The following is a 19,015-nucleotide window of genomic DNA, read 5'->3' as shown; positions in this document are numbered from 1 at the left end:
AAACAACACTTCGAACGGAATCGTTGGGATTGTTTCCGCAGGTCAACACATGTTTTGGCTCATCGCATGCGTCGCCGAGTCAACCCTCGCACACACCCCCGACACTTGCCCCCAGGAGACAGCGCGGACATTCTCAGATCCCGATCTCGGATAGGCGCCATGCGCCGTTCTCCTCCAGGAAGACGTCCCACGTATGACTGCTGGTCGAGAACTCCTCGGACTCCGAGCCTGCATCGCTCTGGTTCTCTCCGGCGTTGAACCTGACGGTGATCGTTACTCGTGTTTCACCGGACGGCATCGACTCGACGCTTTCCACGGACACCACCTCGGCAGGCGGACCAGCCACCGTGATCATGCCCACGCCCTCATATAACTCCTCGACGGCATCGAGCATGGAGGCGCAGGTCAAGCATTCCTTTGCGCTCATCGACCGAACTCGTGAGGTATCGCCGGTAACGCTCGCCTGCCCATACGCATCCACCCACGCACGCACGAACTCCTCCGGCTCCACCTCACTCGCCGGCAACTCCTCGACACCCAGCGACTCCGACGCACTCGGCGAACCCGAAGCCGACGGCGACGGCGACGGCGACATCTCCATCGGCTCCCCCGCCGGCTCGCCATCGCCACAACCAGCCAGCACCAACGCCGGCACATACGCCACGACCACCGCGACTCGTCGTACGAACCTCATCAGACCGTCCTCTTCCCGAGACAACACGAACAACGACTCCCCCAGCGCATGCGCATGCGGTCAGCTCACGTGCCGATCTCCGCCACGATCCAGTGACCGTCCACCCGCTCGAGGATGAAGTCCCACGTGTCCCGCGTTACTTCGAACTGAATCGGTTCAGATCCTTCCCGTTCACGCGTAACACCTGCAGGGAAGACCAAGTCCACCGTGACCATGGCCCGCTCAAAGTCGGCGGAACCGGATTGGACACTCACCACCGTCACATCTGTGTATTGCCTGCCGACGTCGATCGAGCCGCCGTTCCTCTCAACGTCATCAATTCCCTGCGCAATCGATCCGCAGGTGAAGCAATCCTCTGCGCTCATGCTCCGCATACGGGTCGTATCGCCCGTGAAGGTGGCTTCGTCGTACGCCTCCACCCACGCACGTACGAACTCCTCCGGCGCCACCTCATCGGCCGGTAGGTCCTCGATCCCGACCGGCTCCGACACGCTCAGCGACGATCCCGCCGACGGTGAGAGCGACGGCAATTCCACCGGCTCCCCGGACTGCTCTTCGTCGCCACAAGCCGCCAGCGCCAATAACGGCACACACGCCATGACCACCGCGACCCGTCGCACGAAGCCCATCAGACCGTCCCACGGAAGCACCTGAACGCCGGAAGGAACGGACCAGCATCCGCGTCGTGCTCCGCAGCGCACACCATGTCGACGTTCACCATCGCCGCAGGTCGAGTTGATGAAGCGAGTACGTTCGTCAAACGCCCACATCCGAGACTCGCCATTGCCCGTCGACCAGAACCAGGTAGAAGACCCAGTCATCTTCGCTCGCCGGGTACGCCGTTGGTTCCGCGTCCCCCTCGCTGGACTTCCCTGCATTGAACTTCAGGCTCGCTTCGACACGCGTGAAGCCACCTGCCTCGGTGGCGTTGCTCAAGGCTGAGACCTCTGCTGGCAGTGCGCCGTCGTCGATCGTGACTCCTCCGCCGGCTGAGTAGGCACCTTCGTAGGCCTCTGCGAAGCCGGTGCAGGTGACGCACGCGTCCAGGCTGAGAGCGCGTATCCGGCTGGCATCCCCGGTCAAGGCTGCATGGTTGTACGCGTCTACCCACGCGCGCACGAACTCCTCCGGCTCAACCTCATCGGCCGGAAGGTCCTCGACCTCCACCGACTCCGACATGCTCGGCAACGATGCCGCCGACGGTGACAGCGACGGCAACTCCACCGGCTCCCCCGCCGACTCGTCATCGCCACAACCAGCCAGCACCAACACCGGCACACACGTCGCGACCACCGCGACCCGGCGCACCACACCCATCAGACCGTTCACCTCCCGAGACAACAACGAACGGCGGTGCCGCCCACGGCCTCCGGACAGATCGGCGAGCCCCGCCATCGGCACGGAGTCCCGATTCATCCTCAGACCCCGATTCCCGCGACACGCCAGGAACCACCGACCACGTAGAGGTCGACGATCCATTCCTGCTGCTCGGCGGAGAACTCGATGGGATCTCCGTCAGCTGTTTCGTACGTCGTCCCCGAGCTCACGGTGAGCTTCAAGGTGAACCGTGCACTCGTACTATCTGAGCTCTCCGGGTCGACCGAGTCGATGACGTGAGCAGGCCCCACGGGGTCAACGGATCCACCTGCGCCGTAGATCTCCTCGAGTTGCGTGGCAAACCCGTCGCACGTCATGCACTCCTCAGCGCTCATCGCGCGCATCCGCGTCGTGTCCCCATCGAGCGTGGCCGCGTTGTACGCATCCACCCACGCACGCACGAACTCCGCCGGCTCCACTTCACTCGCCGGCAGGTCCTCCGCACCCTGCGACGCCGACACGCCCGGCAACGATCCCGCCGACGGTGACAGCGACGGCAACTCCACCGGCTCGGCCGGCTCGTCATCGCCACAACCAGCCAGCACCAGCACCGGCACACACGCCACGACCACCGCGACCCGCCGCGCCACACCCATCCGACCTCAACCACCCGAGACCAGGACCGGAACCGCTTCCTTCACCTGCAACCCGACACCCGGACCGGTCGTGGTTACCGTGCCTGCGACCGGCAGGAACGGACCACCGTCCACGCTGTACTCCGCAGCCCACACCACATCCACACTCACCATCACCTGCTCATGCACATCCGGGTACGTATGCGAGACGTAGTCACTCATCGGACGCCCCTTCTCGAACACCCTCCCCGGCGACGTCGTCGAGAACGACGACCCATCGCCCGGATGCCACACGAACTGCACCGGACGGATCCGCAAGACCACCTGGCGCCCCAACAACGACACCGATTCTTCGAACGGCGTTGCCTCCGTACGGAACAACGTCTCCAGGTTCACCAACGTCACCCCACCCGGCGGCTGCACCACCACCGCCGACGCCGGGATCACCACATCCTCGAACGCCTGCCGCACCAAGGTCGCCGTGTCCACGCCACCCTCGACCACCTCAACACAACGATTCGTCACCGTACGACGATCCGCATGCCCCACCTGCTCGAAGAACTGGAAACAGTGCTCCCACTCCAACGACCCCACCACCGTCGGCACCGAGGTACGACGCCACTCCACCCGCCGCGTGGAAGTTGGGCGCCCGGAACCACAGCCTGTCTTGTCCATGCCACGGATCGTCACGCCACGTGCATTCGTTGCTCCGGTGATCGACCTCGTGCATGGTCGAATGTCACTCGCTCCAGCCGAACTTTCGTCGTTCTGGGGAGCCGCAGGATCCGCGCCTGCAATTGCAGCCTGGTTCGGTGACAGCAGGAAGACCAGCGGAATGAGGAGCAGCGTCGTGAATGGCCTCATAGGGCCACCTCAGTGACAATCCAACGTTCCTCGATGACTGCCACGTAGAACACCCAGGTCTCGGTGCTCGCCCCGAACTCGATGGGTTCAGAATCGCGAGTCTCTCTGGTGACTCCTGCCGGGAATCCCAGTTCCACCGTGACCTCCGTGGCACCGCTGCTCTTCTCCGGGTTCAGTTGTTCAGTCACGTCGACCCGAGTCGGCGTATCACCGACATCGACGCTCCCGCCATTGGCCACGATTTCTTCCATGGCCGTGGCGAGCGATTCACAGGTCAAGCATTCTGGTGAGCTCATGCTCCGCATGCGAGTCGCGTCGCCCGTGAAGGTGGCTTCGTCGTACGCCCCCACCCACGCGCGCACGAACTCCTCCGGCTCCACCTCACTCGCCGGCAACTCCTCGACCCCCACCGACTCTGACGCACTCGGCGACACCGGCGCTGAAGGCGACAACGACGGGAACTCCACCGGCTCACCCGGCTCGTCATCACCACAACCAGCCAGCACCAACACCGGCACACACGCCACAACCACCGCGACCCGTCGCATCAAACTCATCAGACCGTCCTCTTCCCGAGACAACAACGAACGGCGAAACCACCCACGACCCTAGAACGGACCCGGACAATCCGGAAAGGCGTCCCAGCCAGCCTGTGGACAACCGTCATGCCGACCGCGCCAGCGCGGAGAGCTGCCACCCGTTCTCCCCGCGCACGACGAACTCCAGGTCATACAGCTCCTCCAGCAATGCCAGGACCGAGCGCAGGCTCATCCCGGCGGCGCGCGCGATCGACTCGGTCGGGGCCTCCTGGGCAGCCGGGACCGCATCCAGCACCTGGGCCTGCCGCAGGTTCAACCGGTCCCGGGGCCGCTCCTCACCACGCGGCTCGGCCATCAGGTGGTCCCCTGATGCCCCCGTCAATTCAAGGACCTCACCACCACACGTGACCAGCGACGCCGCTCCCGAACGGATCAACTGGTGGCAACCGGCCGACGGTTCACTGGTCACGGGGCCAGGCACCGCCATCACGGGCCGGCTCAGCGACTGGGTCCAGTTCGCCGTGCTCAGCGCACCGGATCGCAGCGCGGCCTCGACGACCACCGTGCCCGCACCGAGCGCCGCGATGATCCTGTTGCGCGCCAGCAGCCTCCAGCGGGTGACCGTGCAGCCCAGCGCCAGCTCCGAGACCACCAGTCCGTGCTCGGCGATGTAGCGGACCAGGTTCGTGTGGGCAGCCGGATAGACGCGATCCAGGCCATTGGCCATCACCGCGATCGTCGGCCCCTCGGCGGCCAGCGCACCCCTGTGTGCCGCCTGGTCGATCCCGAACGCCGCTCCCGAGACAACACAGGTGCCTGCCTCCGCCACGGTCGCGCCGATCTCGATGGCCACCTCCGCGCCGTACGACGTGGCCGAGCGCGACCCCACCACAGCAACCGAGTGCGCCACCTGGTCGAGCCGCAGTGGCCCCTGCACCCAGAGTCCCAGTGGCACTCCTTCGCGTCCCGCCTGGCCGCCGCACTCGGCCAGCGCATCGAGGCGCGTCGGCCATTCGGCGTCACCGGGGATCACGAACCGGATGCCGCGTGCGTCTGCTCGCTCCATGTCGCGCTCGGGGTGGATGTCGGCCAGGCGTACGGCGGCGTCCTCGCGCATCCCGAACAGGTCCCGCTCACCGCGCAGGTGCTCATACAACTCGACCACACCGACCGAGGCCGCGGTCCGGATCAGCTTGGGGTCACCGGGCTCGGTCAACTGGCTCAACGCGATCCTGGCGAGCCGCTCCTCGTCGCGATCGCTCACGAAGCCCTCCCCTGCACGACGTCCAGCGGCAGCGGATCACCCAACCTGAGTCGCAGCGCCACATCGACCTCGAACTCCCCCGGCTGCTCGATGCCGGCGAGATCCGCCACCGTCCACGCCAGCCGGTGCACGCTGGTGGCGCCACGGCGCGTGATCCGACCCGCATAGATCGCCTCGTCCAGGAGGTCCGTGCCGCGCGGGGTCAGCGGCCACTCCTCGCGCAGCCGCGCGCCTGGCGCCTGGCCGTTGACGCGCCAGTGCGTCCCGGCGTACCTCTGGGACTGCGTACGCCGTGCCGCCGTCACCCGTTCGCGGATGACTGAGGACCGCTCCGGGCGGGCGAACCGGTCCTCGGCCTCGTGCTTGCCGACGGGCATCACGTTGCGGGTGATGTCGATGCGGTCCATCACCGGACCCTCGAGCTTGCGGCGATATTCGCGGCGCTTCACCTCCCCGCAACTGCAGGGGTCGCCGTCGATCGGGCTGGGCGTGTAGTTGCCGCACGGGCAGGGATTCGCCGCGAGGACGAACATCGCGCGCGCCGGATAGGTGGCCGTCTCCTCACCGCGGGCGATGGTCACCTCGCCCGATTCGAGTGGCTGGCGCAGCGACTCGACGATGTCGTTGTTGAAGTGCGGGAACTCGTCCAGGAAAAGTACGCCGTGGTGCGCCCGGCTCAACTCCCCCGGACGGACCTTGCCACTGCCGCCGCCGAGCAGGCTGGCCCGGGTGCAGCTGTGGTGGGGCGCGAAGAAGGGCCGTTGGGTGATCAGGTCCTGGCCCGCGTCGAGTACGCCGGAGAGCGAGCAGATCGCGGTCAATTCCAGCGCCTCGTCGACGTCGAGGTCCGGCAGGATGCCGGGGATCCGCTCAGCGAGCGACGTCTTGCCGGCGCCCTTGGGTCCGCTGAGCATCAGGTGGTGTCCGCCAGCCGCGGCGACCTCCAGCGCGTAGCGGGCCTCGTGCATCCCGATCAGGTCGCCCATGTCGACCTCGGCCAGTCGCTCGCTGCCGCGCCAGTTCAGCAGGGAGCCGGACGGGCTGGCGTCCACGGGTGGCGCGTGGGGCACCTCGACCCCGCGCAGTTCGGCGATGACCTGGGCGAGCGTGCGGAACCCGAAGACCGTCATCCCGGGAACCATTGCCGCCTCGCGGGCCTGGGGTTCCGGGACGAAGACGCGGGAGAAACCGCGCGCGGACGCAGCGAGGGTCATCGCGAGTACGCCGGGGACGGTGCGCAGACGCCCGTCGAGGGTGAGTTCGCCGAGCATCACCGTGTCGCGCAGTGCCTCGCGCAAGGTGTCCTTCTTCTCGGCTGCGGCGAGTACGCCGACCGCGATGGCGAGGTCGAAGTGCGTGCCGCGCTTGGGCAGGTCGGCGGGCGAGAGCAGGATAGTGACCCGACGCGTGGTGGGCCACTCGAAACGGCTGTTGGTGATCGCGGTGCGGATCCGGTCACGCGACTCGTTGATCGAGGCGTCGGGACGGCCGACCAGGCTGGTGGCAACCGCTCCCTGTGAGACGTCGACCTGGACGTCGATCAGGTGGCCGACGGCGCCCTGCAGTGCGACGCAGTGGGTGGTGGCGACAGGCATCAGCCCACCCCGCGAACGTGCTCGATCTGCGGTGCTCCGTGCGCCGGCGCAATGATGCCCACCATGTCGAGGCGGAACTCGGGAGCGCGGGTCCCCGTTGCCGTCAGCCAGGCGGCACCGAGCCGCCTCATTCGGGCGATCTTCAGTGCCGTGACCGCTTCGAACGGGCTGCCGTAGCGTGCCGAGCGGCGTGTCTTCACCTCACAGAAGACGAGCGTCCTTCCCTCGCGTAGAACGAGATCGATCTCGCCCTCGGGGCAACTCCAGTTGTGGTCGAGCAGATCCATGCCCCGCTCGACCAGGTAGCGCGCCGCGAGTGTCTCCCCGTAGGCGCCCAGCCTCTGCTTGTCCGTAGTCCTGTGACCCATGTCTGACCTCCTGGGCCCAGACTCCCCGCTTTCAGGGATGAGTCAGGAGGTCAATTTCGACCCTGTGGATAACTAAGCCTCGAGGGGAGGCTGTGGACGATAAGTGGGTTCAGCCCCGGAGAGCAGTGCCGTCGCACTTCGGGTAGCGGTGCACGAAGACGTCGGCTCCGGAGATGTCCAGACCGAGGCTGGCGAGTAGGGGAGTCAGAAGAACCTCATCCAAGGACTTGAGGAGTGGATTGATCAGTAGGTCAGTCAATGGAGTGAGAATGATTCCGAGCACGGAGCCCAACGGCAACCCGAGAAGGCGTAACTGGCTGAAGTCCGCGGTGATGCCGGGCAGTCCGCTGCTGTTGTTGTCGTAGTGAAACGCCTGGTCATAGCGATCCTCGGAGTCGAGAACGAGTTCTTTGGAGGTTGGATCTATCTGGCTGTCCGCTTTGAGGAGGATGGGCCCAGTGATCGCACCCAGGAAGGCCAGTGCGGTGATGCGAACCTCCAGCCGTAGGTCAATGACTAGCAGTGCATCACTGACCTGGATGACGACAGAGTTGGGCGCGCACGATATCCCTTCCAGTTTGCCCTTCGCGCTCGCGGCCTGAACCGACCCCGAGAGGGAAACTCGAGTGTTCAGAATGCCGAGGTTTAGGTTGACGGCATCTGCAGACAGCTGCACTCGCGCAGCGGCACTCTGTGGCAACTCGGCTTCGGTGTCATTGCTGCGCCCGCAGTATGTCCGCGGCGCCTCAATGACGTTGACGCTGGCATTCACGTTGGCCAGTGGGCCCAGGTTGACCTGGAGGCCAGGCAAGGAGACTCCAGCCTGCTTGTTGGCCAGGGCCGCGCCAGCGGTGACCAGGTCCAGCAGGTTCAGATCACTGTCCAGTCCAGCTGCGCCACCAGTCCCCAAGGCCAAGAGGTCAGCGACCGGAATCTGGGTGCCGGGCACCTGCGGAGCAATCGTCTCCAGCAGGACTACTTCAGCGGTATTCCCGCTCTGGGCGCGAAGCGCCGAAGCAGCGAGCAGATAGAAGTCGCCCAGACTCACGAGTTGATCCCCACGGATCAACTCGCTCATCGTTCCTGCACCGATATCGGCACCGAGGAAGTAGAGAAGGTCGACGTTAGTGTTCGCCAAGCCCTCGTAGTTGGCCGCGGTCAGGTTGATGTTGCCGCCGAGGGCAGTCAACAGCGGGCCGAGAATGGGTGATGCGCCCGTGTCCAGTTCCGCCGCGTACGACCCGATCGAGAAGCACGCACCGCCGGCAGACTCGGCGTACGCGGTCTTGTTCACCCACCCGCCATTGGCGAAGATCGGGAAGAAGAAGTCGACCTTGGTCCGGGTGATCACCCGGACATGCGTCGCACCGTCGGAACCGCTGTCGACGAAGGACCCATCGATCGGGTTGTAGATGCCTGGCGTCGCACAGATCTCGGCACCCGTGAGTTCGGTCTGTGCGACTGTGCACGTCACCACGGTCAGCGGTTCGCCGACGGTGTCATTGTCGTTGCGGGCCAGGCTCGCAGCAACGGCGGCATTCCATTCGTCGGTGCCATTGAGCGTCGAGGTCGTGTTCCCCTTCAGGGTCCGAGCCATGTCGAGTGCCACCAGGTCTGCGACGGCCTGCATGTCGCGTGCGGCCACTCGCTGATAGCCGATGTCCACGGCAAGGGAGCAGACTCCCACCAGGACAATCGTGAGCACTCCGACCATGATGGCGATCGCACCACGCTCGTCGCGCGGTTTGTTGGCGGGACTGAACCAGGCAAGGACCCTCGATGGTCGGTGCATCAGTTGACCTCTGCCTGCGAGGTGAACTCCAACTCGCCGGGCATCGGCACCAACGGCAGCTTGAAGGGGTCGAACGTCTTGTAGTTGAGGGTCAGGGTGACCTTGACGCAGTCCCCTCCTGAAGCCGAGTCACAGTCCGAATCCAGCGCGGTGGTGCAGACCAGGCCGCGCTCCCCGCACTTGAGGCCCGTGCCTCCCAGCGCGTCGTTGACAGCGCTGGACGCCTTGTCGACCGCAGTTCCCTCCGGGGCGACAGCACCAGCCCGGGCGCCCTCGGCCGCGGCCTGGGTCATCGCCTGGCGCACGGTGAACATGTATCCATAGCTGATGATCCCGAAGAGCAGCAGCGCAAGCACAGGGAAGACGAGCGCGAACTCAACAGCAGACGCGCCGCTCTCGTCGCGCGTGCGTCGCTTCACACCAGTCACGTCTGCCCCACCCTGACACGTCCAACAGCAGGTCCCGACGACCCACCCCAGACAAGGATAAGCAACAAACGCCGTTCTGTCCCGAAATCTGCCCTCAGGACTTGGGCGGCTCGAAGTCGGACGCCGCCAGTTCCTCCACGTTCACGTCCTTGAAGGTCAGCACTTTCACGTTCTTGGCGAACCTCGCCGGGCGATACATGTCCCACACCCACGCATCACTCATCGACACCTCGAAGAACACATCACCCGACTCCGTGCGCGCCTTCACATCAACCGCATTGCACAGGTAGAAGCGCCGATCCGTCTCGACGACGTATTTGAAGATCGACACGACGTCGCGATATTCGCGATAGAGGTTGAGCTCCATCTCGGTCTCGTACTTCTCGAGATCCTCGGCACTCATCGCATCTCCTCCATCCTCGGCTCCGGTGAGTCTAGGACGCCAGCCGGCACCGCGCCCGCCACCACTCCGGGCAGGCTCCACGATCGCCGGTGTACGTCGCAGGGCCCGAGCCGGCGCAACGCCTCGACGTGCTCGGGCGCCGAGTAGCCCTTGTTCTGCTCCCAGCCATACTCCGGCCACTGCCGCGCCAGCCCGGCCATGATCGCGTCCCGCTCGGTCTTCGCCAGGATGCTCGCTGCCGCCACCGCCGCACACCGCATGTCCGCCTTGATCGCGGTCCGCACCGGCGGCACCCGATCCAGCATCCCCTCCGGCCCGAAGAGCGGCATCTCCGCGGGCAGCGACAGGTAGTCATGCTTGCCGTCCAGTAGTACGACGTCCGGTTCCACGCCCAGCCCGGCCAGCGCCCGGTGGCCCGCCAACCGCAGCGCCACCGTCATCCCGAACTCATCGATCTCCGCCGGGCTCGCATGGCCCACCGCGTGGTGCGGTGCCCACCGGCGTACCTTCGGCGCCAGCGCCGCCCGCGCCGCAGGCGTCAACAACTTCGAGTCGCGTACGCCGCGTGGCGCCGTGCGGGTCTGCTCGGAGATCACCACCATGCCGATCGTGACCGGGCCACACAGCGCACCGCGGCCCACCTCGTCGGCAGCCGCGAGCAGCCGGTGCCCCTCACGCAGCAGGCTCCGCTCCAGGCGCAGTGTCGGCGTGCTCACGGCGAGTCGGGCACGCCCTCGAACACCTCGGGCCGGTGCACCCGATGGAAGCGGTCGGTGGGCCACACCAGCGCCCACACCTTGCCGACCACGAGTTCCTCCTTGACCAGGCCCCGCGTCGGCGAGCACTCCTGGACCACCGGGTCGTGGCACATGTGCGCGGTCGAGTCCTGGGAGTTGCCGCGGTTGTCGCCCATCATCAGCAGGTATCCCTCGGGGATCTCCACGTCGAGGTCACAACTGATCATCGGGGCGGCGCAGTCCGCACTGCCCTCCTTGACGTACGCCGACTCGTCCATCGCGTGCCCGTTGATCGACAACCGGCCCTGGTCATCGCAACAGACCACGTGGTCGCCGCCGACCCCGATCACCCGCTTCACCAGGTGCCCACCGGTCGGGTAGAGCCCGATCTTCGCCATCGTCTTGGTCAGCACGTTGGTCGGTCCCTGGGACTCGCTGCTGCCCAGCCAGCCGCCGGGATCCTTGAAGACCACCACGTCACCGCGCTGCGGCGAACCGCTGCCCCAGTAGGAGACCTTCTGGACCAGGATCCGGTCGTTCACGATCAGCCCGGGCTCCATCGACTGGCTCGGGATGTAGAACGCCTGCAGGAAGAAGGCCTTGATGATCACCGCCAACAGGACGGCGATGCCGACCAGCAGGATCGTCTCCTGCCAGATCGGCATTTCCTTCTTCTTCTTGTGGGACGACGAAGACCGCGACTCGTCGGAACCAGGGGTTCCTTCCTCGTCGGGGAGGGAGTCGCGGTCTTCAGAAGTCACGCGGGTGAGCCTAGCCAGTCCTGTGCAGGATCTGGGGATCAGGCCTCGCGGCGTTCCTTGATCTTGGCAGCCTTGCCGCGCAGGTTGCGCAGGTAGTAGAGCTTCGCCCGGCGCACGTCACCGCGGGTGACGACCTCGATCTTCTCGAAGATCGGAGAGTTCAGCGGGAAGGTCCGCTCGACGCCGACGCCGAAGGAGACCTTGCGGACGGTGAAGGTGCGGCCGATGCCGGAACCCTGCACGCGGATCACCACGCCCTGGAAGACCTGGACACGGGAGCGGCTGCCCTCGATGACCTTCACGTGGACCTTGATGGTGTCACCGGCGCGGAAGTCCGGGACATCGCTGCGCAGGTTCGCCTGGGCAAGTTCGTTGATGACGTTCGTCATGGTTCTCTCCTCGCGAATGCCACAGGTCAGCCGCGGAATCAGTGTTCGATCCGGTTGGTCCAGCCATCCTTGGCCGGCGGCGCCAGTTCCCCCTGTGGCAGGAACCTGACGCGGACCCTCCTTCGTGGTGCGGAGCGGTCCGTCTTCGGCCGGCTGGGCCAAGGAAGAAGTTTGCCATACGGGCCCGTGCCAGCAGAAATCCCGTGCTCTCCCCTGTTCCCGACCCACTCAGCGCCGCGGCTTGCCCATCAGCACCGCACCGTCGGGCGCTTCGCCCTCGACCAGGCGATAGCCGGCCTTGCGATACATCCGCTGGTTGTCGGTGCTCTGCACACCGGTGAAGAGCAGGAACCGGCGCGCGTCCGGCGGCGCCAACGACTCGGCGTACCCCAGGAGCCAGCGGCCCAGCCCCCGCCCCTGCAGGTCGGGCGCCACCATCAGTCGCCCCACGTGCCACGCGTCGCCCTCGAGTCGCCCGCGGCACGCCCCGACCAGGCGGCCGTGGTGGCGTACGACGTGGGTGGTCCACTCCGCCAGGCCCGCGACCACGTCGTCGAGCGTCTCGCCGAGCGCCGGGATCTCCACCCCCGGGTTGGCCTGCCCCTCGGCCAGCCAGCACGCGCGCTGCAGGGTGAACAACTCACCTGCGTCCCCGCGGGAGGCCGGGCGTACGTCGAGTTCGTCCAGCGCATCGAGGGAAAGCGTCGCGGATCCGTGCAGCAGGTCCGGCCGTCGCTCCGCCGTACGCCGGATCGCCTGGTCGCGGCGCCAGTCGGCGATCGCGCCATGGTTGCCCGACAGCAGCACGTCGGGTACGTCGTGGCCGCGCCAGGTGGCGGGCTTGGTGTAGACGGGGTATTCGAGGAGTCCGTCCTCGTGGGACTCCTCCACGAGCGACTCGGCATTGCCCATGAAGCCGGGCAGCAGCCGCACCACCGCCTCGGTGATTGCCAGCGCGGCGACCTCTCCCCCGTTGAGCACGTAGTCGCCGATCGAGATCTCACGGACCTCCGCCCTGCTCGCGGCATGGTCGATGACCCGCTGGTCGATCCCCTCGTAGCGGCCACATGCGAAGACGAGGCGTTCGCGGGTGGCCAGGTCGCGGGCGATCTGCTGGCTGAACGGCGTACCGCTCGGGGCGGTGAAAACGACGCACGCGCCGTCGATGCCGATCTCATCGAAGGCGGCCCCGAAGGGTTCCGGCTTCATCACCATCCCGGCCCCGCCGCCGTACGGCGTGTCGTCGACGGTGTGGTGCCGATCGGTGGCCCACTGGCGCAGGTCGTGCACCGCGATGTCCAGCAATCCCTTGGCGCGGGCCTTGCCCGGCAGCGAAAGGTCGAGGGGGCGCAGGTAATCCGGGAAGATGGAGAGGATGTCGATCCGCATCGGCTCAGTCGTCCAGCGGGGTGACCAGGCCGGGGCGGTCAGCCACGACGACGCGGGCGGCGGCCAGGTCCACTTCGGGGACCAGCGCCTTCACGAAGGGCACCAGCCCGTCGTGGCCGTCCGGCGTACGGATCTCGAGCAGGTCCTGGGCGCCACCGTGGACCACACGGCGTACGGTGCCCAACTCGCGGCCGTCCACGTCGTACGCCGCCAGCCCGATCAGCTGGTGGTCGTAGTACTCGTCCGGGTCCTCGGGGCTGGCGTCCGCGGGCAACTCGGCGTGGAGCACCAGTCCGCGGGCCGCCTCGGCGGCGTTGCGGTCGGCGATTTCCTCCAGGCCGAGCAGCAGCCGACCCTGGTGCCAGCGGCGCGAGGCGACCGTCACCGAGGTGAGCGAGTGGGTGGCCCCCCGGGGCGACTCGGCGCGGAGCACCTGGCCGACGGCGAAGCGGAGCTCGGGCTCATCGGTGCGTACGTCGATCGTCACCTCACCCTTGATGCCGTGCGGCTTCCCGATCCGGCCGACGACAACTTCGATCACGCTCTCTTCCACGACAGGGAGCCTAACTGGGTGAGTGGGGTGAAATGGCGACCGGGCGCACCCACGAGGGATGCGCCCGGTCGAGTGGTGCTTGTTCAGCGGTGGCGGTCGACGTCCACGAAGTCGATCCGCGCGCCACCGCGACCCGCGAGGGCCGAGATGACGGTGCGGAACGCGGACGCGGTGCGCCCACCACGGCCGATGACCTTGCCGAGGTCGTCGGGGTGCACCCGCACCTCGAGGACCGAGCCACGGCGCAGTTGCTTGTCGCGGACCGAAACCTCGTCGGGGTTGTCGACGACACCACGGACCAGGTGCTCGAGTGCGTCAGCAAGCATGATGCTCAGGCCTCTTCGGCCGTGGCCTCGTCAGCCTTGGCCTCCTCGGCAGGAGCGTCCTCGGCCGGCTTCTCCTCGGCGGGTGCTTCGGCCTTGGCCTCGTCGGCGGGCTTCTCCTCGGCCTTGTCGGCCTTCTTCTTGGAGGTCACCGCGGCACCCTTGGGCTCGTTCTGGGCTTCCTTGAGCGCCTCGTTGAAGATCTCGAGCTTGTCGCGCTTCGGCTCGGCAACCTTCAGGGTGCCCTCGGCGCCCGGCAGGCCCTTGAACTTCTGCCAGTCACCGGTGATCTTCAGGATCGCGGCAACGGCCTCGGTCGGCTGGGCGCCGACGCCGAGCCAGTACTGCGCGCGCTCGGAGGTCACCGAGATGAAGGAGGGCTCCTCCTTCGGGCGGTAGGCACCGATCTCCTCGATGACCTTGCCGTCGCGCTTCTTGCGCGAGTCGACGACGACGATGCGGTATTGCGGCACACGGATCTTGCCCATGCGCTTCAAGCGAATCTTGACGGCCACGTTTGTGGTGTCTCCTTGGGAATTGAGGTGTGGGTGAGCGCCACGAACCGGGTGGGGACCAGGCCGGGAGGCTCGGCGGATCCGGCGCGTCCGGGTGAGAGGGTCCGCATGCGCAGGAGTCAGCGTGAGATTCTGCCAGAGACCGGGGCAAGGTTCGAAATCCTGTTTGACGCAGCACCGCGCGAGGAAGGGAGGACAGCATGGAGCAGCATGCGATCGTGTTCATCAGCCTGGGCGTGGGCGGCCCGCTGTTCGCCGCACTGATCGTCGGGGTGATCCTCTACGCCGGCAAGGCACGACCGCGCCCCGACCTCGGCGTCCGCCCTGCCCCGGCCGATCATCACGCCCTTGCCAGCGCGACGCCGCCGGGCGGTCGCTGGAACATGCAGCTCCTCTCCTCCTCACTCTTCGGGAAGCTCGGTGGCACCCTCGGCTCGACGAACGGTGAAGTCGAGATCGCCAACGGGCATCTGGGCTTCTTCCCGCGCGGCTCGAGCCAGCCGGCATGGTCCTATCCGTGCCACCAACTCGCCGTACGCCCGCAAACCGCCTTCAACGCGGCGGGCCTCCTGCTGTGGACGCCGCACGGGCAGATCCGCTGCAACGTGAGCCGCGAGCACATCAACATCTTCAGCCGGAACACGATCAAGACACTGCGCGAGCCGCGCTACTTCCGTGAATTCGCCGAGGTTCTCTGGGCCAACGGCGCCCAGCGCAGGTGATCACTCACGCGGCGAGGGCACGCTCGATGTCGGCCGCAAGCTTCTCCGGCTTGGTCGTCGGCGCATAGCGCTCGATCACCTGTCCGTCACGCCCGACGAGGAACTTGGTGAAGTTCCACTTGATCCGGTCCCCGAGCAAGCCACCGGCCTGCGAGCGCAGCCAGGCATAGACCGGGTGCGCGCCGGCCCCGTTCACGTCGACCTTGTCGAACATCGCGAAGCTGACGCCGTAGTTGCGCTGGCAGAAGTCGCCGATCGCCCCCGCATCGCCCGGCTCCTGCCCGGCGAACTGGTTGCAGGGAAACCCGAGCACGGCGAGCCCGCGGTCGGCGTACGTCCGCTGGAGCGCCTCCAGGCCCTCGTACTGCGGGGTGAGGCCGCACTTCGACGCAGTGTTGACCACCAGGACCACCTGGCCCGCGAACTCCGACAGGGACTGGTCCGTGCCGTCGAGCCGGGTCGCGGTGAAGTCGTGCAGGGTCGTCATCGGCTGCCTTTCGTCGGGAAACGTCGGGTCAATTGTTGAACATCGCCCCGCGCAGCACCACCACGGTGGGCTCGGCCAGCACGGAGAGGTCCTCGAGCGGGTTCCGCGGATAGACCACGAAGTCGGCCGGCGCACCCTCGTCCAGCCCGGCATTCCAGCCCAGCCACTCACGACCACGCCAGGAGGCCGCACCGAGCGCATCGAAGGCGCTCATGCCCAGGTCGGCCATCGCGATCACCTCACCGGCGATGTTGCCGTGGCGGGAGACACCGCCGCCGTCGGATCCGGCGTACATCGGGACACCCGCCTCGTACGCCGCCATCAACGTCGCCCGGCGCCGCGCGAACAGGTCGTCCATGGTCGCGGCGTACGTCGGGAACTTCGCCCGCCCCGCCTCGGCATGCTCGGGGAACTTCTCCAGTTGCATCACCGTGGGCACCAGCGCAGTGCCGCGGGCGACCATCGCCTCGATCAGGTCCTCCCCCAGGCCGGTGCCGTGCTCGATGCAATCGATGCCGGCCTCGATCAGGCCCGGCAGCACCGCCCGGCCGAAGCAGTGCGCGGTGACCTTGGCGCCGTGCTCGTGCGCGACCTCGATCGCGCGGGCGAACTCCTCGGCCGAGAAGCTGGGCATCAGGTCGCCGTCCTCGCGCGAGATCCAGTCCCCCACCAGCTTGACCCAGCCGTCGCCGCGCTGCGCCTGCAACGCCACCTCGGCGGCGAGGTCATCGGGCTCGACCTCGGCGGCATAGTTGCGGATGTAGCGCTTGGTGCGGGCGATGTGCCGACCGGCGCGGATCAGTCGGGGCAGGTCGTCGCGCTCATGGATCCAGCGGGTGTCGGCAGCCGACCCGCAGTCGCGGATCAACAGGGCGCCGGCGTCACGGTCGGAGACCGCCTGCTGCTCGGTCTCCTCGTCACTGACCGCACCCCCGTCGTCGAGGCCGAGGTGGCAGTGCGCGTCGACCAGGCCGGGCACGATCCACCCCTGGGCCGCCGTCTCGGCGCCGGGTTGCCGCTCCAGGGTGATCCGGCCGTCGACGACGTACAGGTCACGGGCCTGGCCGTCGGGCAGCACCGGGCCGGAGAACTTCAAAGCACTCATGGCACGACCGTAGCGCGTCCGCCCCAGCGCCCGGCGCCTACAACTGGTCGAGCAGCCAGGACGGCGACATCGCCGTTGCGCCGGCCCCACCGACCAGGGCACGCAACAACTGGTCGGCGGTGATCACGGTGACCCGGTGGCCCTTGCCGAGGGCTGCGCGGGCCTCGGCGACGATGGTGTCGTCCCCGGCGCCCTTGGCGTGCACGGTGCGCACGTGGGCATCGCGACCGGCCTTCACCCCACCCTTGGCGGCGCCCTCGAGGACCATCACGATCTCGTCGTACGCCGTGTCGGCCACCATCAGCTGCTCGTGCAGCCGCCGTGCCGCGCGGGCGCGGTCCTTCCACCATCCGTCGGGCCGGGAGCCGACCACGTTGGCGGCGTCGACGACGAGGACGTTCACGTCAGGACTCGGTCACTTGAGGAACTTGGAGAAGTCCTTGGGCAGGTCCAGGTTCTGCGCAGCGGTCTCGTAGTCGATCCCCTCGGGGTTGCCGAACGGGTTGCCGGACGCGGCCTTCTCGCTCGCCGCTGCCTTCGCCGCGGCACGCTGCGCCGCGGCCTTGGCGGGGTTGCCGGAGACGCGCTTCTTCTTGCCCTGCTGCTTCTTCTGCTTGACGCGGCCGCCACCACCGGGCATCCCCGGCATGCCGGGCATCCCCGGGATCCCGCCACCCTTGGCCATCTGCTGCATCATCTTCTTCGCCTCGAAGAAGCGGTCCACCAGCGTGTTCACGTCCGAGACCTGGGTGCCGGATCCCTTGGAGATCCGCAGCCGGCGCGAGCCGTCGATGATCTTCGGGTTGTCCCGCTCGGCCGGCGTCATCGAATAGATGATCGCCTGGATCCGGTCGATCTCGCGCTCGTCGAAGTTCTCCAACTGGTCGCGGAACTGGCCCATCCCGGGGAGCATCCCCATGATCTTGGTCAGCGAGCCCATCTTGCGGATCTGCTGCATCTGGGCGAGGAAGTCGGTCAGGGTGAAGTCGCCACCACCGGCCAGCTTCTCCGCAGCCTTCTGCGCCTCGGCCGCGTCGAAGGTCTTCTCGGCCTGCTCGATCAGGGTGAGCATGTCGCCCATGTCGAGGATGCGCGAGGCCATCCGGTCGGGGTGGAAGAGGTCGAAGTCGGTCATCTTCTCGCCGTTGGAGGCGAACATGACCGGCTTGCCGGTGATCGAGGCGATCGAGAGCGCGGCACCACCGCGGGCGTCACCGTCGAGCTTAGTCAACACGACGGCGTCATAGCCGACGCCCTCCTGGAAGGCGAGCGCCGTGTTGACGGCGTCCTGGCCGATCATCGCGTCGACGACGAAGAGCACCTCGTCTGGCTGGACCGCGTCGCGGATGTCGGAGGCCTGCTGCATCAGCTCGGCGTCGATGCCGAGGCGACCGGCGGTGTCGACGATGACCACGTCGTGCAGCTTCCGCTTCGCCTCCTCGACGGCGTCGCGGGCGACCTGGACCGGGTCCCCCACGCCGTTGCCGGGCTGGGGCGCGAAGACGGGTACGCCGACCCGCTCACCGTTGACCTGGAGCTGGTTGACGGCATTGGGCCGCTGCAGGTCCGCAGCGACCAGGAGCGGCGAGGTGCTCTGCTCCTTGAGCCACAGCGCCAGCTTGGCCGCCAGCGTGGTCTTGCCGGCGCCCTGGAGGCCGGCCAGCATGATCACGGTCGGGCCGTTCTTGGCGAAGCGGAGGCGACGGGTCTCGCCACCGAGGATGTTGACCAATTCCTCGTTGACGATCTTGATGATCTGCTGCGCCGGGTTCAGCGCCTGGGAGACCTCGGCACCACGGGCGCGCTCCTTGACCGCTCCGACGAACTCCTTCACCACCGGCAGCGCGACGTCGGCCTCCAGCAGCGCGATCCGGATCTCGCGCGCGGTGGCGTCGATGTCGGCCTCGGAGAGCCGTCCCTTGCCGCGCAGGTTCTTGAAGGTGTCGGCAAGACGGTCGGAAAGTGTGGCGAACAAGTCGGGCATCCCCTGGGGTGACGGCGGTCAAACGGTGGTCACAGGGTAACTGCCCGCAACCCAGCGCCCCAACGGAGCGTCCTCACTCCCCCTTCCAGTCCGCGAGCCACTCCACGGTCCCGTCCTCGTGCACCATCGGGGTGGCGTAGAACTCACCGAC

Annotated in this window: 24 protein-coding genes; 1 reads left to right on the top strand and 23 read right to left on the bottom strand. The window is 67.1% G+C overall.

Annotation, left to right across the window (positions count from 1 at the left end):
- Window positions 1-133: 133 nt before the first annotated feature.
- From Q9R27_RS15050 to rpsP, 19 genes are all read right to left on the bottom strand, one after another.
- A complete protein-coding gene (locus Q9R27_RS15050; protein WP_311253219.1) occupies window positions 134-664 on the bottom strand; it encodes a DUF6318 family protein in 531 nt (176 codons plus the stop codon).
- Between the two features lie 95 nt (window positions 665-759).
- Complete coding sequence (locus Q9R27_RS15045) at window positions 760-1,323, bottom strand: DUF6318 family protein (RefSeq protein ID WP_311253218.1); 564 nt, start codon at window positions 1,321-1,323, stop codon at window positions 760-762.
- Window positions 1,324-1,450: 127 nt separating this feature from the next.
- Window positions 1,451-2,110 (bottom strand): DUF6318 family protein, encoded by a 660-nt coding sequence (locus Q9R27_RS15040; protein WP_311253217.1) that lies wholly within the window; start codon window positions 2,108-2,110, stop codon window positions 1,451-1,453.
- Window positions 2,111-2,112: 2 nt separating this feature from the next.
- Window positions 2,113-2,667, bottom strand: coding sequence for a DUF6318 family protein (locus tag Q9R27_RS15035; protein ID WP_311253216.1), 555 nt, complete (start codon window positions 2,665-2,667; stop codon window positions 2,113-2,115).
- A 6-nt stretch (window positions 2,668-2,673) separates the two neighbouring features.
- Entirely contained in the window at window positions 2,674-3,321 is a 648-nt protein-coding gene (locus Q9R27_RS15030; RefSeq protein ID WP_311253215.1) for a hypothetical protein, read from the bottom strand.
- Window positions 3,322-3,506: 185 nt separating this feature from the next.
- Window positions 3,507-4,067, bottom strand: a complete 561-nt coding sequence (locus Q9R27_RS15025; protein WP_311253214.1) for a DUF6318 family protein — start codon at window positions 4,065-4,067, stop codon at window positions 3,507-3,509.
- A 106-nt stretch (window positions 4,068-4,173) separates the two neighbouring features.
- Window positions 4,174-5,313 carry a DNA-processing protein DprA gene (dprA, locus tag Q9R27_RS15020; RefSeq protein ID WP_311253213.1) on the bottom strand — a complete coding sequence of 380 codons (1,140 nt, stop codon included), beginning with the start codon at window positions 5,311-5,313 and terminating at the stop codon, window positions 4,174-4,176.
- On the bottom strand, window positions 5,310-6,908 hold the full coding sequence (locus Q9R27_RS15015; RefSeq protein ID WP_311253212.1) for a YifB family Mg chelatase-like AAA ATPase: 1,599 nt from the start codon (window positions 6,906-6,908) through the stop codon (window positions 5,310-5,312). The genes dprA and Q9R27_RS15015 overlap by 4 nt, the downstream gene beginning before the upstream one ends.
- Window positions 6,908-7,276 carry a YraN family protein gene (locus Q9R27_RS15010; RefSeq protein WP_311253211.1) on the bottom strand — a complete coding sequence of 123 codons (369 nt, stop codon included), beginning with the start codon at window positions 7,274-7,276 and terminating at the stop codon, window positions 6,908-6,910. The genes Q9R27_RS15015 and Q9R27_RS15010 overlap by 1 nt, the downstream gene beginning before the upstream one ends.
- A gap of 109 nt (window positions 7,277-7,385) precedes the next feature.
- Window positions 7,386-9,068, bottom strand: coding sequence for a hypothetical protein (locus Q9R27_RS15005; protein WP_311253210.1), 1,683 nt, complete (start codon window positions 9,066-9,068; stop codon window positions 7,386-7,388).
- Entirely contained in the window at window positions 9,068-9,487 is a 420-nt protein-coding gene (locus Q9R27_RS15000) for a TadE/TadG family type IV pilus assembly protein (protein ID WP_311253209.1), read from the bottom strand. The genes Q9R27_RS15005 and Q9R27_RS15000 overlap by 1 nt, the downstream gene beginning before the upstream one ends.
- Window positions 9,488-9,590: 103 nt before the next feature.
- Window positions 9,591-9,899: a DUF2469 domain-containing protein gene (locus tag Q9R27_RS14995; protein ID WP_311253208.1), complete on the bottom strand. Its 309-nt coding sequence runs from the start codon at window positions 9,897-9,899 to the stop codon at window positions 9,591-9,593.
- Complete coding sequence (locus Q9R27_RS14990; RefSeq protein ID WP_311253207.1) at window positions 9,896-10,615, bottom strand: ribonuclease HII; 720 nt, start codon at window positions 10,613-10,615, stop codon at window positions 9,896-9,898. The genes Q9R27_RS14995 and Q9R27_RS14990 overlap by 4 nt, the downstream gene beginning before the upstream one ends.
- Window positions 10,612-11,397 (bottom strand): signal peptidase I, encoded by a 786-nt coding sequence (gene lepB / locus Q9R27_RS14985; protein WP_311253206.1) that lies wholly within the window; start codon window positions 11,395-11,397, stop codon window positions 10,612-10,614. The genes Q9R27_RS14990 and lepB overlap by 4 nt, the downstream gene beginning before the upstream one ends.
- Window positions 11,398-11,435: 38 nt before the next feature.
- Complete coding sequence (rplS, locus tag Q9R27_RS14980) at window positions 11,436-11,786, bottom strand: 50S ribosomal protein L19 (protein ID WP_311253205.1); 351 nt, start codon at window positions 11,784-11,786, stop codon at window positions 11,436-11,438.
- Window positions 11,787-12,014: 228 nt separating this feature from the next.
- On the bottom strand, window positions 12,015-13,175 hold the full coding sequence (trmD, locus tag Q9R27_RS14975) for a tRNA (guanosine(37)-N1)-methyltransferase TrmD (protein WP_311253204.1): 1,161 nt from the start codon (window positions 13,173-13,175) through the stop codon (window positions 12,015-12,017).
- Between the two features lie 4 nt (window positions 13,176-13,179).
- Window positions 13,180-13,728: a ribosome maturation factor RimM gene (gene rimM / locus Q9R27_RS14970; protein WP_311253203.1), complete on the bottom strand. Its 549-nt coding sequence runs from the start codon at window positions 13,726-13,728 to the stop codon at window positions 13,180-13,182.
- Window positions 13,729-13,811: 83 nt separating this feature from the next.
- Window positions 13,812-14,054, bottom strand: a complete 243-nt coding sequence (locus Q9R27_RS14965) for an RNA-binding protein (protein WP_311253202.1) — start codon at window positions 14,052-14,054, stop codon at window positions 13,812-13,814.
- Between the two features lie 5 nt (window positions 14,055-14,059).
- Entirely contained in the window at window positions 14,060-14,566 is a 507-nt protein-coding gene (gene rpsP / locus Q9R27_RS14960; RefSeq protein WP_311253201.1) for a 30S ribosomal protein S16, read from the bottom strand.
- A gap of 200 nt (window positions 14,567-14,766) precedes the next feature.
- On the opposite strand from rpsP, the gene Q9R27_RS14955 reads away from it, so the two are divergent.
- On the top strand, window positions 14,767-15,288 hold the full coding sequence (locus Q9R27_RS14955; protein ID WP_311253200.1) for a hypothetical protein: 522 nt from the start codon (window positions 14,767-14,769) through the stop codon (window positions 15,286-15,288).
- A gap of 4 nt (window positions 15,289-15,292) precedes the next feature.
- On the opposite strand, the gene Q9R27_RS14950 is transcribed toward Q9R27_RS14955, so the two are convergent.
- From Q9R27_RS14950 to ffh, 4 genes are read right to left on the bottom strand one after another with little or no spacing between them, the layout of a single operon-like run.
- On the bottom strand, window positions 15,293-15,775 hold the full coding sequence (locus Q9R27_RS14950) for a glutathione peroxidase (RefSeq protein ID WP_311253199.1): 483 nt from the start codon (window positions 15,773-15,775) through the stop codon (window positions 15,293-15,295).
- A gap of 28 nt (window positions 15,776-15,803) precedes the next feature.
- The gene (locus Q9R27_RS14945; RefSeq protein WP_311253198.1) at window positions 15,804-16,880 is read right to left on the bottom strand and encodes an amidohydrolase family protein; all 1,077 of its coding nucleotides are present in this window, start codon (window positions 16,878-16,880) and stop codon (window positions 15,804-15,806) included.
- A gap of 37 nt (window positions 16,881-16,917) precedes the next feature.
- Entirely contained in the window at window positions 16,918-17,283 is a 366-nt protein-coding gene (locus Q9R27_RS14940) for an NYN domain-containing protein (protein ID WP_311253197.1), read from the bottom strand.
- A 12-nt stretch (window positions 17,284-17,295) separates the two neighbouring features.
- Entirely contained in the window at window positions 17,296-18,855 is a 1,560-nt protein-coding gene (gene ffh / locus Q9R27_RS14935) for a signal recognition particle protein (RefSeq protein ID WP_311253196.1), read from the bottom strand.
- Between the last annotated feature and the right edge of the window lie 160 nt (window positions 18,856-19,015).

It is taken from the genome of Nocardioides sp. AE5, assembly GCF_031844485.1.
GTDB lineage: Bacteria > Actinomycetota > Actinomycetes > Propionibacteriales > Nocardioidaceae > Nocardioides.
Note: the sequence above shows the minus strand (reverse complement) of the source record. Positions and strands in the feature narration are given on the sequence as shown.